Consider the following 14,000-nt stretch of genomic DNA (forward strand, 5'->3'; position numbering starts at 1 on the left):
CAAATTTAAAAGATCACAACAGCCTAACCTGTTCAGTTTGCAGCAATGTTAAGGATATCAAAAGGTTATTAATTGTGATTTTGGGGAAACTCTATTATACCATAAATTCTTGACATAGATCATTTAATATGGTAAAGTAATCAAAAATAGCATAATAATATCTTATCAAGAGAGGTGGAGGGAACTGGCCCTGAGAAACCCGGCAACCAGCAGTTTATTCTGCCCGGTGCTAAATCCAGCAGGATAAACCTGAAAGATAAGTTATCCTAGGCCATTTCTTTTTCAGGGAGTGGATTTTTTAATTAAACAACATTTATTGATGATAATATATTAAGGAGAGAAAAGGTTAAAATGAAAATTAAAGATATTTTTGCAGAAAAAAAAGTGGTATTCTCACTGGAAATTTTTCCACCTAAATATGATATGCATATTGAAACAATATATAAGGTGCTGGATAAATTTAAAAAAATTGAGCCTGATTATATGAGTGTTACTTATGGTGCAGGTGGAGGGGTAAACAACAATAAAACCTGTGAGATTTCATCTTTATTAAAAGAAAAATATGGAGTAGAGCCCCTGGCACATTTAACCTGTATCAATTCTACCCAGGAAAATATAGATGATATTTTGGAGAGATTGAAGGCTAATAAGATAGAAAATATTCTGGCCTTAAGAGGGGATAAACCACTTGACGGCAGTCAGACAGGAAATTATAATTATGCCTATCAGCTGATTGATTATATTAAGAAAAAAGGAGATTTTGGAGTGGCTGCTGCTTCCTATCCTGAAGGACATCTGGAAACAGAGAATCTGGCAGAAGATATTGAATATTTGAAACACAAGGTTGATTATGGTGTCGATTATTTGATAACTCAAATGTTTTTTGATAACCAGATTTTTTATAATTTTATCAGTCAAATAAGAAAAAAGGGGATTGATATACCTATTGAAGCAGGTATTATGCCTGTTATTAACAAAAAACAGGTGGGAAGAATAATTGAATTATCAGATGCATATTTTCCCGAAAAATTTAAAAAGATACTTGTTAAATATCAGGATAACCCTGAAGCACTGCGTGATGCTGGGATAGCATATGCTGTAGAACAGATTGTAGATTTAATATCCAGTGATGTTGATGGGATTCATCTTTATACGATGAATAATCCCTTTGTAGCGAGGAAAATCAAAGAAGCTATTGAATCATTATTAAAACATATAAATCATAAAAAGGTTGGATAAAGTGATGGAATTTAAAATAGACAGATCTGAAGTATTGATGTATCTGCAGACATCTAAAGATTTAAAAGATAAAAATATTATACAGTTAATCAGTCAAGCATCGGCAGAGGTAAAAGATTTAATTGATTTTCGCTATTTATATAAAAAATTCCCGATAGAAATTTCTCAAAAAGGAATAAAATTATTAAATACAACCCTTACATTAAAAGGTAAAAGCATTAAAAAACATTTAAAAAAGTCACCAGAAATATATTTAATGGCAGTTACTCTGGGTGTACAAATTGATAAAAAAATATCGCTTTATGATAAAACTTCTGTCACAAAAGCAGTAATCTTTGATGCTTGCGCAACAGCAGCAGTTGAAGAAGGCTGTGATAAAGTCGAAGCTGAAATAAAAAGAAAAGCATTTAATGATGGATATAAAGACATTACCTTTCGCTATAGTCCGGGCTATGGTGACCTAAGTATAGAAGTTCAGAAAGAGCTTTTAAGAATACTTAATGCTCCCAAAAAAATTGGTTTAACAGTTTCTAAATATAATATGCTTCAGCCAAATAAATCAGTCACTGCTGTAATCGGCATGTTGACAGAAAAAACAGAAAGTGATGGAGAATTTTCTTTTGAAAAAAGACACTGCAGACAGTGTAATTTATATAATGACTGTCAGTTGAGGAGAAAGGGGAACTACTGTGGAACTAAAAAATAGGCTGGGGAAAGAAATAATAATTTTTGATGGAGCAATGGGGACTGTACTACAGATGAGAGGACTGAAAGCAGGAGAACTGCCCGAAATATTGAACATAGAAAAAAGTAAAGAAATCGTTGATATACATAAAAGCTATTTAGAGGCTGGGGCAGAGATTTTAACCACCAATACTTTTGGAGCAAATACCTTAAAAATGGATGAAACTGATTATTCTGTGGAAGAAATTATTAGAGCAGCAGTCAGTAATGCCCGCAGAGCTGTAGATGAAAGTTCTGTAGATGCACTGGTTGCCCTGGATATTGGCCCTTTAGGAGAGCTTCTGGAGCCGATGGGAAGTTTAACTTTTGATGAAGCATATCAGCTTTTCAAACAACAGGTTAAAATAGGTGAAGAAGCAGGAGCAGACCTCATACATATAGAAACTATTGCAGATCTATATGAAGCAAAAGCTGCGGTTCTGGCTGCTGAGGAAAATTCTGACCTGCCTGTCTTCTGTACAATGACCTTTGAGGAAAACGGCAGGACTTTTACCGGGGGCAGTATCCGTTCTATGATTTCTGTACTTGAAGGTCTGGGTGTAGATGCATTAGGTTTAAACTGTTCCCTGGGGCCGGAAAAACTAAAACCACTGGCAGAAGAAGTGCTGAAATATTCAGAAATTCCGGTAATTATGCAGGCAAATGCTGGGCTTCCTGTTGTAGAAGATGGAGAAACGGTTTTTAAGATTTCACCAGAAGAATATTTTAAGCCTTTAGCAGAACTTTATCAAAAAGGGCTGGCTGTTGTTGGAGGCTGCTGTGGTACAGATAAAAACTTTATTTCTATTATTGCAGAGAATCTAAAAAATAAAAAAGTTAAGAGCAGAAGAATAATAAAAGAGAGCACAGTCTGTTCACCCTCACAATATGTTAATCTTGCCAGTATTAATGTGGTAGGAGAGAGAATTAATCCGACTGGAAAACCTGTTTTCAAAAATGCACTTAAAAATAGTGATTTAGATTATATATTTAAAGTTGCTGTAGAAGAAGTGGAAGCAGGAGCAGATATACTGGATGTCAATTTAGGGCTGCCGGATATAGATGAGAAAGAGATGATGATCAGAACAATTAAAGAACTGCAGGGGATTTTAGACATTCCTCTTCAGATTGATTCCAGTGATCCTGATGTTATAGCAGGTGCTTTGAGATATTATAATGGGACTGCAGTGGTTAATTCTGTTAATGGAGAGACTGCTGTACTTGATAAGATCTTACCTTCAGTAAAAAAATATGGGGCAGCTGTTATTGGCCTTACTATGGATGAAAGCGGTATACCTGACAGTTCAGAAGAAAGATTTAAAATTGCCGAAAAAATAGTTAATAAAGCGGATGAGTATGGAATAAAGAGAGGGAAAATTATAATTGACTGCCTTACTTTAACTGCTTCTGCCCAGCAGGAAGGTGTAAAAGAAACCCTTAAAGCAATAAAGAGAGTAAAGGAAGAATTGGGAGTTAATACTACTCTTGGGATTTCCAATGTTTCTTTTGGGCTGCCTGCACGTTCGGTTCTCAATAGAACTTTTTTGAGTATGGCTCTTTTCCAGGGCTTAAATCTGCCTATAATTGATCCCAATGATAGAGAAATGATGGCTTCAATTAAAGCTGCAGCAGTTTTAAATAATATTGATCAAGGTGCTGTTCAATATATAGAATACATGGCGAAAAACAAAGATAATGTTGCTCCAGAAAAAAAAGAAATTCTGGAATCAGAAGAATTGGGTGATAAAGTCGATGATTTGAAAATGGTCATTATAAAAGGTTTAAAAAATGCAGCCGGTCCTTTAACCGAAAAGATATTAAAAGAAAAAGAAGCGTTAGAAGTAGTAAATGAATATTTAATTCCTGCTCTGGATATTGTCGGTGATAGTTATGAACAGGGAGAAATTTTTCTACCTCAACTTGTACAGTCTGCAGAAACTGTAAAGGAAGCCTTTGCTGTTATTAAGCAGAAGATGGCACACAGTGGTGGCAGAAATATTGCAAAAGGGAAAATTGCCGTTGCGACTGTAAAAGGTGATGTACATGATATAGGGAAAAACATAGTAAAAATAGTACTGGAAAACTACGGCTATCAGATAATTGATCTGGGTCGAAATGTGCAGACTGAGGAGATTGTTAGAACAGTAAAAGAAAATGAAATTAAACTTATAGGTTTAAGTGCACTTATGACTACTACAGTAAAAAATATGGAAAAAACCATAAAAGCTGTCAGAAAAGAAACTCCTGACTGTCGGATAATGGTTGGAGGAGCTGTACTTACATCAGATTATGCAGATATGATAGAAGCTGATTTTTATGCAAAAGATGCTAAAGAAGCAGTTAAGATAGCGCAAAAAGTATTTGCTGAAATAAATTAAGGCTGCGAATAATAAAATTTAAAAATAGTGTTAATTGAGAAAGGAAAGTCATCTAATAATATTTTAAAAACAGGAAAAGTTTTAATTATCTCGAATCTTAATATAAGGGATAAGGGTCAAATAATTTAAATCTTTTCAGGAAAGGAGACAAGATGAATAATACAAATGAAGCTCTGCTGAATGGATATATAATTACTGAAGAAAAGATAGAAAAGATAAAAGACCTTAATAATATAACAGAAAGAGATAGTCTGGGTGAAAAGGGATTTCTCTGGTATCATTTAAATGTGGGAACTGAAGAGACTAGGACCTGGCTTAAAAACAAAAGTGGATTATCAGAAATTGTAATTCAGGAACTGATCTCTGAGGAAACTAGACCCCGAATTCTAAAAGATGATGACGGTATTTTGATCAATTTGCGGGGACTAAATTTTAATGCTGATTCTGATGAAGAAGACATGGTTTCTCTTCATATGTGGATTGAGCCAGGTAGAATAATTACCAGCAGAAGTGAGCGAGTACTGACAATGGATGAGATAGATAAGAGTTATGCCGCTGGTGCTGGCCCACTTTCTATAAATGATTTTTTGATACGAGTAATAGATGGTATTACAAATAAGATTAGTGAGTACATATATGATATGGAAGAACAGATAGATGATATGGAAGAAGAGGTTTTGACAGGAGAAACCGATAGACTTCGTTCCCAACTATCTGAGAAGAGAAGAAAAACTATTATTATCAGGCGCTATATAGTACCTCAGAGAGAACTTATGGCCAGGCTTTATAGAGAAAAAATTCCCTGGCTGACAGAGGCAAATAAAGAATATATTTATGAATTTTCCGACCGAACTATCAGATTGCTGGAAGAACTTGATAATATTCGTGATAGGGCGGCACTTATACATGAAGAGATTAACAATAGGATAAATGATCAGATGAATCGGACCATGTATATTTTGTCGATAGTAGGAAGTATCTTTCTTCCTCTTGGATTTTTAACAGGACTGTTTGGAATTAATATTGGTGGCATGCCGGGTGTAGATAATGATTCTGCTTTCTGGATATTTTCCTTTTCTATGGTTATACTAATAGTGATAGAATATATTTTGTTTAAAAAAAATAACTGGCTTTAATTTAACCGCTGGACTTTCCCCATTTTTTATATACTGCTGCAAAAAGGGGAGATGCAGGAAAATTTCGTTGATGACTAAAGCCCCCTTTTTGCAGCTTGAAAATAAATTTTGGGGAAACTCCTGTTTAACCGAAGTTGACAAGATGATTAAAATATGTTTTAATATAGAAAAAGAAAATATATCTGTTGTCCAATCTCATTTTATGAGAGCGGAGGACCCACCTTTTTGGGGCGAATCTAATTTAATTAGAGGAAGACCTTTACTTCCAGCCCGACAGCTAACTCCGTAGACTTATTAAAGGACAGGCTGCCAGTCAATGGTTATATTATATTTGACACTACAGTCTATCTGTAGTGCTTTTTTATTTTGTATTTATATGGGAATATTTGTTCTTAAATTGAATTTATGGTTTCACTGCGAAAAGTATTAAATAATAATTTTCGACTTATATAATCCCTATCTTAAAAAGCTTCTCAAATTGGTATAATACTAAAAATCGACTTTTCGCACTGCAATCATTTATGATTATAAAAAAATGATTAATATGGTTCTCTCACAAAAAGGTTATTTGCGTCTCTAACTCATTAAGATTGCACCACAGGCACTACGTATTTAAATAATTCGTACAGGCACTGTTTAATGTAGATTAACGAAAAATGCCGAATGTTCCGCAAACACCCTTTTTGTGGACACATCTTTAATATATGTTCGGATTTTTATAAAGTGATCTGAAAAAATTCAAAATACAAAGCTCATAAAGCATTAAACAGTGTTGATAAAATTTTTACAGCATAACTGAGTAAATTCCAGAATAGGAGAGAAGTTGGATGATAATAAAGAAAAAAAATTTAACACCAGCTCAATATTTAGTCAGGGGATATTTTGTAGTAATTTTGCTGGGGTCAATACTTCTTATGCTTCCTATAGCTACAAATGATGGACAGGGACTAGGTATTATTGATGCTGTTTTTACAGCTACTTCTGCTACCTGTGTAACCGGGCTTATAGTTGTCAATACAAAAGAAGCTTTTACAATTTTTGGATCAACCGTAATTATGCTGATGATACAGATAGGTGGACTGGGTATTATGTCCATGTCAACACTGTTTGCCTTTATTATTGGCAAAAAAATCAGTTTAAAAGAGCGCCTTATTATACAGGAAGATCTAAATCAGTATCAGATTTCTGGAATGGTAAGACTTGTACAGTATCTTTTAGGATTTACATTTGTAATTGAAGGAACAGGTGCGGCAGTACTCTTTTTGCGTTTAAGTCAGGACTATACTTTTTGGAAAGCAGTTTATTTATCTGTGTTTCATGCTGTGTCTGCTTTTAATAATGCCGGGTTTGATCTTTTTGGAAACAGCCTGGAAAGTTTTACCGGTGATATTACCATTAATTTTGTAATTATGATACTTATTATTCTTGGTGGAATTGGATTTGGGGTAATGCTGGAGACATACAAAAGAGTTAAATTTAAGAAAGCCACCCTGCAGACAAAAATTGTTGTTGTAATTACCCTTGCTCTTTTAGTATTTGGATTTATAGTAATGTTTGCCCTTGAATATAATAATACGATGAAGGGGCTGCCTTTACTGGACAAGGTTTTATCAGCCATGTTTTTATCGGTCACCCCAAGAACGGCCGGTTTTAATACAGTCCCTACAGGTGCATTAAGGCAGTCATCTCTATTTATAATAATTATTTTAATGTTTATTGGTGCTTCACCAGGTTCAACAGGTGGAGGAATTAAAACAACTACTTTTGGTGTAATGCTTGTAACTTTAAAGAGTATGATTACTGGGAAAGAAGATATGGAAGTTTACAACAGGCGTTTTGAACGACATATTGTATATAAAGCTTTTACTATAACTATGCTTGCCGGCACACTGGTCTTATTAGTTACAACTCTGATTTTAATAATAGAAGATTTTCAGTTTATAGATGTATTATTTGAAACAGTATCTGCGTTTGGAACTGTAGGACTTTCTACTGGAATTACAGGTCAGCTCTCCAAGCTGAGCAGAGTTTTGATAACAATAACAATGTTTGCCGGAAGAGTTGGACCACTCACACTTGCAGTAGCCTTTGGAGAAAAACAAATTAAGGGTATATATCATTATCCAACAGAAAAAATTATGGTCGGTTAAATTATAAATTTGATATTTATACAAATTTCCTGGAGGTTGTGTAGATGAAACAGTTTATTGTAATAGGACTCGGTCGTTTTGGTTCAAGTGTGGCGACAACATTATCTGAAAATGGTTATGATGTACTTGCCATTGATAGTAATCAGGATAAAGTTCAGGCTATTACTGATAAGGTTACCCATGCTGTAAGAGCGGATGCAACAGATGAAAATACCTTAAAGGCACTGGGGGTTGGTAATTTTGATGTGGCAGTTGTCAGCATAGGTGATAATATTTCTGCCAATGTTTTGTGTACACTGATTTTAAAAGAATTACTTGTCCCATATGTAATTGTCAAATCCCCCCACAGTCTGCACGGTAAAGTTCTTACAAAAGTAGGTGCTGATAGAGTCGTTTATCCAGAAAGAGATATGGGTTCCCGAATTGCCCATAATCTTATATCTTCTAATGTGCTTGATTATATAGAATTTGCTCCAGAATACGGTGTACTGGAGATAGTTCCGATCGAAAATATGGTGGGAAAAACACTAAAAGAAATAGGTTTTAGATCTAAATTTAATGTCAATGTAATGGCAATAAAAAGAGGGGAGGATCTGCTGGTATCTCCTGGAGCAGAAGATAAGATTAATGAAGGAGATAGGATTGTACTGATGGGAAAAAATAATAGTCTCGAAAAAATTAGAGATTATAATGGATAGATAATGACGTATATTCAGGAGGCTTATCATGCAAATAAAAACACTGAAAGGGAAAATGCTGCTCGGTTTTGCAGTTATGATAATTATTATTGCCGGGGTAACCGGCTGGAGTATTTATAATTTTAAAATTTTATCTAATGCCATCAATGATATTATGGTAGAAAATTATAGAAGCATTAAGGCCAGTGAGAGTATGGTTGAATCTATAGAGCGGCAGGATAGTGCTTTGCTTTTAATGCTCCGCTCTCCAGAAGAAAAGGGTCAGGAAATTTTCAGGAAAAATGAAAAGGAATTTTATACCTGGCTTGCAAGAGCCGAAGATAATATTACAATTAATGGTGAGGGTGAAATTTTAAATAAGATTAGTGATAATTATTACAAATTTATTTCAAATTTTGATAGATTTTATAATGCAGAAGAAGATGAACGGTGGAATGTATACAATCAGAAACTTCTGCCAATATTTACACAAATAAAGGATGATATAAGAGGGTTGAGAGAATTGAACAGGCAGGCAATGTTGGATGCACAGCAGGAGGCCAACAGCAGAGCAAATCAGGCTATTATATATACTCTCATTTTAGCTTTATCTGTTATTATCTTTTCTCTAATTTTTGCACTTTATTTAACCAAACAGATATTGAGACCAATTAAAGAACTGGAAAAAGGTATCAAAAAGGTAGCAGATCGAAATTTCCAGCAGAAAGTTCAAGTTGCTTCTGAAAATGAAATTGGAGTACTTGCTGATGAGTTTAATGAGATGATTTCTAAACTTCAGGAATATGAAAAAATAAATATTAAAAAACTTTTAATAGAAAAAGAAAAATCTGAAGCTGTAGTTAATAACCTTTCTGGCCCACTGATTGTTACTGATAAAGACAGCAAAATAGTGTTAATTAATCAGGCGGCTAAAGATCTATTTTCAATAGAAAAAGATGTGATTGATGAACATTTTTTGGAGGCTATACAGTCAGAAAAGCTATTTGAATATATTAAAGAGCCGGGAGAAAAAGAAGAAAATACTATCTTAGTAAAGAAAGATGGTCAGGAAAAACATTATAAAGTCTCAACCAATCAGGTTATTGATGAAGAAGAAGGGTATCAGTTTACTGTAACCCTGCTGGAGGATATTACACGTTTAAAAGAAATTGATAATATGAAATCAGAATTTGTATCCACAGTATCACATGAATTTAGAACACCATTAACTTCTATGAATATGGGGTTGAGTATGGTTATTAATGGCGACACAGGAGAATTAAACGAAGAACAGCAGGAACTTCTGGAGGCTGCTTATGAGGATGTAGAGCGGTTAACAGAACTGGTTAATGATCTGCTGGACCTGTCTAAAATAGAGTCTGGAAGAATAGAAATGGAGTTTGATAAAACAGATATCAATAATCTAATAGAAAAGACACTGGAACCATTTTATCGACAGGCGGAAGAGAAAGATATTGAACTCATATTTAATAAAGACGAAGAAAACATTTTTGCCTGGGCTGATCCGGGTAAAATCAGCTGGGTTATTTCCAACCTGGTTGGTAATGCACTGAGATATGCAGACGAAGGTACTATACAGATTGATACAGAAGTTAAGGGAAGAAGGGTTTTAATCTCTGTAGAAGATAATGGCCCTGGAATTCCGGCAGAATATCAGAAAAAAATATTTGATAAGTTTGTCAGGGCCGGTAATGATAAAGACGAAAAAAGTGGTACAGGGCTGGGTCTGGCAATAGCAAAAGAAATAATAACAGCCCATAATGGAAGAATCTGGGTAGAAAGTGAAGAGGGAGAAGGTTCTAAATTCTACTTTTACATCCCAAGATTTGGTTATCAGGAGGAAGAAAAATGAAGAAAATACTGCTGGTAGATGATGAAAAAAATATAAGGCTTGTAGTTGGTAAAAGCCTTGAAAAAGCTGGATATGATGTAATATATGCAGTAGATGGAGTTGATGCAGTAGAAAAAGCAAATGAAGCAAATCCTGACCTGGTTCTGCTGGATCTGAGGCTTCCTAAAATGAACGGATTTCTTGTTCTGGAAGCTTTAAAAAGTGATGCTGCAACCGAAGAGATTCCTGTTGTAATAGTTTCGGCACTTTCGGAAGAAGATGATATACAGAAAACCATCTCACTTGGTGCTGAAGATTTTCTGGTAAAACCAATAAATCAAAGTGATTTATTGAGTGCTGTGGAAAAGAATATAAGGGAGGAAAAAGAAAATGAATAAAAAGATTTTAATAGTTGATGATGAAAAAAATATAAGATTAACTTTGAAGACAGCTCTAAAAAATGCCGGTTATGAAGTTGAAACTGCAGTTAATGGAGAAGATGGACTGGCACAGGTAAAGGAAGATGAATTCCCTGTAATTCTGCTGGATATGAAGATGCCCGGTATTGATGGTATTCAATTTTTGCAAGAACTAAATAATAAAGAAATTGAAACAAAAGTTATAATGATAACAGGATATGGAAGTGTTGAAACTGCTGTTGAAACTCTTAAACTCGGAGCGATAGATTATCTGCGCAAACCCTTTAAACCAGAAGAGATTATTGAGATAGTTGAAGATGTATTTAAGAGATATGAGCTTGAAAATATCGAAAAAGAAGTTGAAAGCTTTGAGGATTATATAATTTTAGCTAAAAATGCAATTAATAAAAGAAATTTTTCTAAGGCGAAGGAAATGCTGCAGAAGGCTACTTCAGAGAATTCAGAAAAACCGGAACCATTTAATCTGCTGGGTATCATATATGAGATGCAGCATAAGCAGCCCGAAGCTATGAAAATGTACAGAGCTGCACTGGCTCTTGATCCATCATATAAACCGGCAAATGACAATATTGAAAGAGCTGGAGAAAGGATGGGCTCTGTGGATATAGACAGTATGAATCTTGGAGACGAGGAAAGGGAGGAATAGATGTTTATTGTTATAATTGGATCCGGACGGACAGGTTCTCTTCTTGCCGGAAATCTGTCCAGATCTGGCCATGAAATTGTAGTTGTTGAAAAAAGAACTGCTTCTTTTACGCTTCTGCCGGTGGATTTCTCCGGATTTCAGATTAAAGGAGACGCTATGGAAAATGATGTTTTAAAAGAGGCAGGAATAAAATCCGCTGATCTTGCTATAGTAACTACTGGAAATGATCAGGTGAACTATCTTGTAACTCAAATGGCAAAAGAAAATTTTGATGTTCCCAGAATACTGGTTAGGACAATTGATCCTGCGGTAGAGGATATGTATAAAAATGAAGATAGAGTGGAAATATTTTCTCAAATCTCTCTTTTAGCTGAAAATATTATAAGCAAAATTGATAGGGAAGGAATGAAATTAGAGTGAATATCATCTTAGTTGGTGGTGGTAAATTAATTTACCATCTTGCCAAAAAATTAATCTCAAAAGGTCATTTCATTACAATTATAAATAAAGATCAAGAACTTGCTGCTGATCTATCTAAAGATATAAATGGAACCATAGTTTTTGGCGATGCATCAGAAAAAATGGTTCTGGAAGATGCTGGCGCATATAAAGCTGATGTTTTAGTTTCATTGACTCAAAAAGATCATAATAATTTATTTATCTGTAAAATGGCTAAAAAATATTTTGGAGTTAAAAGAACTACTGCTCTTGTAAATAATCCGGAAAACGAAAATTTATTTACTAAACTTGGCATCAACAGTATTTTTAATATAACCGATCTTATTAGTTCTCTAATAGAACAGAGTATTTCCTCTGATAATATTAACAATTTAACCATGATAGAAGATGGGAAGTTGAGCATATTTGAAGTAGAGGTTGAAGAAAATTCTGCAGCTGCCGGAAAAGAAATTAAAGAGATGGATCTGCCTCTTACCATTATTTTAGGAGGAATAATCAGAAATGGAGAAATACAGATACCAAGGGGTGGTTCTAAAATTGAAGTTGGAGATAAAATAGTTATTATCTCTCTGCCTGAAGAACAGGCTGAGGCAATTAAAGTTTTTGGTGGTGAATAAATGTGAACTACAAAGATCTGCTTGTTTCAAGATATTTTTTAATTTTTAAATATACAGGTATGATAATAATGTTTGCCGGTGCGGCAATTTTATCACCACTTTTTGTTCTGTTTGCCTATCCTGAAGAAGCAAATTATAGTTTTTATTTTATTTCAGCCGGTGGTCTTGCTGTTTTAACCGGTCTGTTACTTTATATTTATGGTATAAAAAATAAAAAAGAAGATGTGGAACTATCTTTAAATGAAGGTAGTATTATTGTAATATTTTCCTGGCTGGGTGCAATTGTTTTTTCAGCAGTCCCCTTTGTCAGTGGACTGAATATGAGCTGGAGTCATGCTGTTTTTGAAGTGGTAAGTGGATGGACAACAACCGGTCTTTCCCTTGTTGATGTTACAGAAGCTCCCCGAATATTTCTTCTCTGGAGAAGTATTATGCAGTTTTTTGGTGGTGCTGGTCTGGCAGTAATAGCACTTTCCTATCTTTTGCCGGTTCATGGAATGGGATTATATATGGCGGAAGCCAGAAGTGATAAACTTCTTCCCCATGTAAAGAGATCGACTTTAATGATTATGCGGATTTATACTTTTTATACTTTAGTAGGTGTTTTTTTATATTATATTTCTGGAATGGGTTTATTTGATTCTATCAACCATTCGATGGCTGCTATTTCAACCGGTGGATTTTCTACTCAGGCTGACAGTATAGGTCATTATAACAGCCTTTCAATTGAGATTGTTACAATTATACTTATGTTTCTCGGCACAATAAATTTTGCCACACATTATACTCTTTTAAAAGGTAAAGTAAAAACTTTTTTTAAAAATGCAGAAATACGCTTTATGATAACTTCACTTCTGCTTTTAACTCCAGTAATAATGTTTTTTTCTTTAGATATAATCTATCCTTATCTGGGAGAAAATTTAAGGCAGTCATTTTTTCAGCTGGTAACTGCACTTTCGACAACTGGTTTTTCTACAATTTCATTTACTGGCTGGCCTGCTTTCGCTAATTTTATAATCATTCTGCTAATGCTTGTTGGTGGTGGAACTGGTTCTACTGCTGGTGGTATTAAACAGTACAGAGTTTATTTGATAATTAAATCTATTTATTGGGAGATCAAAGAACAGTTTTTACCAAGAAGGCATGTAAGCAGTAATTATCTCTGGAGGGGAGAAAGTAAATTTTACGTAAAAAGTGAGCATGTACAGAGGGTAGCAAATTATATTATACTGTATCTTTTAACATTTTTTGTTGGAGTTGGTATTTTTACTGCCCATGGATATACTCTGCTCGAAAGCATGTTTGAATTTGGTTCTGCTCTTGGGACGGTCGGGCTGTCAATCGGAATTACAGGTTTAGATACTCCATTAATGGTAATATGGACTGAAATTATAGGAATGTTCCTGGGAAGGCTGGAATTTTTGATTATTCTTTATGCAGCTATTAAATTGTTTAAAGATGGAATTTATATAAGCCGCCACAAAAATTAGTTAATTAATTTTTGTTTAAGTAATTTTAAAACAGAATATTTTAATTTGATTATTTCAGCAGGTATTTAAGAAAAAAATAGGGGTGGTGTTAAATGGATATTGGTAATATTATTTTAGCATTGGTAACAATTTTTGTTTTTGGATATCTAACCTATGTATTATTTTTTCCCACAAAGTTCTAAAAGAAAGGTGA

13 protein-coding genes and 2 riboswitches are annotated in these 14,000 nt (G+C 34.3%); all 13 genes read left to right on the plus strand.

The genetic code is table 11. The features are described from left to right. Window positions 1-159 precede the first annotated feature (159 nt). A riboswitch (SAM riboswitch) is annotated at window positions 160-263 on the plus strand. A gap of 88 nt (window positions 264-351) precedes the next feature. Beyond that, complete coding sequence (gene metF, locus DER71_RS08215; RefSeq protein WP_114458039.1) at window positions 352-1,239, plus strand: methylenetetrahydrofolate reductase [NAD(P)H]; 888 nt, start codon at window positions 352-354, stop codon at window positions 1,237-1,239. Between the two features lie 4 nt (window positions 1,240-1,243). Continuing rightward, complete coding sequence (locus DER71_RS08220) at window positions 1,244-1,945, plus strand: vitamin B12 dependent-methionine synthase activation domain-containing protein (RefSeq protein ID WP_114458089.1); 702 nt, start codon at window positions 1,244-1,246, stop codon at window positions 1,943-1,945. Further along, the gene (locus DER71_RS08225; protein ID WP_114458040.1) at window positions 1,929-4,340 is read left to right on the plus strand and encodes a homocysteine S-methyltransferase family protein; all 2,412 of its coding nucleotides are present in this window, start codon (window positions 1,929-1,931) and stop codon (window positions 4,338-4,340) included. The genes DER71_RS08220 and DER71_RS08225 overlap by 17 nt, the downstream gene beginning before the upstream one ends. Before the next feature lie 152 nt (window positions 4,341-4,492). After that, entirely contained in the window at window positions 4,493-5,476 is a 984-nt protein-coding gene (locus DER71_RS08230; RefSeq protein ID WP_114474528.1) for a zinc transporter ZntB, read from the plus strand. Between the two features lie 176 nt (window positions 5,477-5,652). Next, window positions 5,653-5,783: riboswitch (cyclic di-AMP (ydaO/yuaA leader) on the plus strand. A gap of 520 nt (window positions 5,784-6,303) precedes the next feature. Next, window positions 6,304-7,626: a TrkH family potassium uptake protein gene (locus tag DER71_RS08240; protein ID WP_114458043.1), complete on the plus strand. Its 1,323-nt coding sequence runs from the start codon at window positions 6,304-6,306 to the stop codon at window positions 7,624-7,626. Window positions 7,627-7,670: 44 nt separating this feature from the next. After that, window positions 7,671-8,324, plus strand: a complete 654-nt coding sequence (locus DER71_RS08245; protein WP_114458044.1) for a TrkA family potassium uptake protein — start codon at window positions 7,671-7,673, stop codon at window positions 8,322-8,324. A 28-nt stretch (window positions 8,325-8,352) separates the two neighbouring features. Then, window positions 8,353-10,176, plus strand: a complete 1,824-nt coding sequence (locus tag DER71_RS08250) for an ATP-binding protein (protein ID WP_114474529.1) — start codon at window positions 8,353-8,355, stop codon at window positions 10,174-10,176. Continuing rightward, the gene (locus DER71_RS08255) at window positions 10,173-10,553 is read left to right on the plus strand and encodes a response regulator (protein WP_114458046.1); all 381 of its coding nucleotides are present in this window, start codon (window positions 10,173-10,175) and stop codon (window positions 10,551-10,553) included. Before DER71_RS08250 ends, DER71_RS08255 begins: the two co-directional genes overlap by 4 nt. After that, window positions 10,546-11,241: a response regulator gene (locus DER71_RS08260; protein WP_114474530.1), complete on the plus strand. Its 696-nt coding sequence runs from the start codon at window positions 10,546-10,548 to the stop codon at window positions 11,239-11,241. Before DER71_RS08255 ends, DER71_RS08260 begins: the two co-directional genes overlap by 8 nt. Further along, the gene (locus tag DER71_RS08265) at window positions 11,242-11,661 is read left to right on the plus strand and encodes a TrkA family potassium uptake protein (protein ID WP_114458048.1); all 420 of its coding nucleotides are present in this window, start codon (window positions 11,242-11,244) and stop codon (window positions 11,659-11,661) included. It abuts the gene before it with no gap. After that, window positions 11,658-12,317 carry a TrkA family potassium uptake protein gene (locus tag DER71_RS08270; protein WP_114458049.1) on the plus strand — a complete coding sequence of 220 codons (660 nt, stop codon included), beginning with the start codon at window positions 11,658-11,660 and terminating at the stop codon, window positions 12,315-12,317. The genes DER71_RS08265 and DER71_RS08270 overlap by 4 nt, the downstream gene beginning before the upstream one ends. Window positions 12,318-12,319: 2 nt before the next feature. Then, the gene (locus DER71_RS08275) at window positions 12,320-13,807 is read left to right on the plus strand and encodes a TrkH family potassium uptake protein (RefSeq protein ID WP_114458050.1); all 1,488 of its coding nucleotides are present in this window, start codon (window positions 12,320-12,322) and stop codon (window positions 13,805-13,807) included. Window positions 13,808-13,899: 92 nt separating this feature from the next. Beyond that, window positions 13,900-13,989 carry a potassium-transporting ATPase subunit F gene (locus tag DER71_RS12530; RefSeq protein WP_114458051.1) on the plus strand — a complete coding sequence of 30 codons (90 nt, stop codon included), beginning with the start codon at window positions 13,900-13,902 and terminating at the stop codon, window positions 13,987-13,989. The last annotated feature ends 11 nt before the right edge of the window (window positions 13,990-14,000 follow it).

Source organism: Halanaerobium sp. DL-01 (assembly GCF_003338615.1).
Taxonomy (GTDB): domain Bacteria; phylum Bacillota; class Halanaerobiia; order Halanaerobiales; family Halanaerobiaceae; genus QPJE01.